1 protein-coding gene and 1 tRNA gene are annotated in these 605 nt (G+C 65.6%); both read right to left on the bottom strand.

Annotated features, from left to right (window positions below; translation table 11 throughout):
• A partial coding sequence (locus Ato02nite_RS51145) for a 2-C-methyl-D-erythritol 4-phosphate cytidylyltransferase (protein WP_213013993.1) occupies positions 1–150 on the bottom strand: 150 nt, incomplete at its 3' end.
• Between the two features lie 58 nt (positions 151–208).
• Positions 209–279 (bottom strand) — tRNA-Gln (locus Ato02nite_RS51140).
• Positions 280–605 lie beyond the last annotated feature (326 nt).

Here is a 605-nt window from a genome sequence, read left to right as displayed (position 1 = left end):
CTCGGCGGCGGCCGAGCCGGCCGCGACCAGCACGTGCCCCAGCAGGGTGCGTCCGAGCAGCGAGTGCAGCACCTTGGGGGTGGCGGACTTCATCCGCTTGCCCTCTCCGGCGGCGAGAACGACGACGGTACGGCTCACGCGGTACTCCATTGTTCGCAGTAGGCACTTGGACTACGAGGTCGGCGGTGACTCAGCCGCGGAAGGACTGCTCCCGGAAGAGGATTCGAACCCCTATAAACGGCACCAAAAGCCGCGGTCCTACCATTAGACGATCCGGGATCAAATCGGACATTTCTTCAAGGTCCGCGTCTACCGCTCACATAGTAGCGGCACCCCGGATCACCCTCTGCCGCTGCCACGGACCGGCTGTCCGTCCCGGTCCGCCGGATGCCGATGCCTCGAAGGCTACGGTGGCGTAAGTTACGGTGACGTAGCCGTAAGTTAGTTGATCTCCCGTGTGAGGTGTCATGACTTCCGCCGCCGAGACCACCCCGACGACCACCGGCCCCAAACCGCTGACTGAGGGTCCGCAGGCGCGCGGCGTCCTCCTCGCCCTGTACGCGTTCGTGATCGTCCCGTTCCTGGCGGTCCTCGTCGCGGTCCCG

This window comes from Paractinoplanes toevensis (assembly GCF_018332695.1).
In the GTDB taxonomy this organism is placed as follows: domain Bacteria; phylum Actinomycetota; class Actinomycetes; order Mycobacteriales; family Micromonosporaceae; genus Actinoplanes; species Actinoplanes toevensis.
This window is presented reverse-complemented; position numbering and strand designations above follow the sequence as displayed.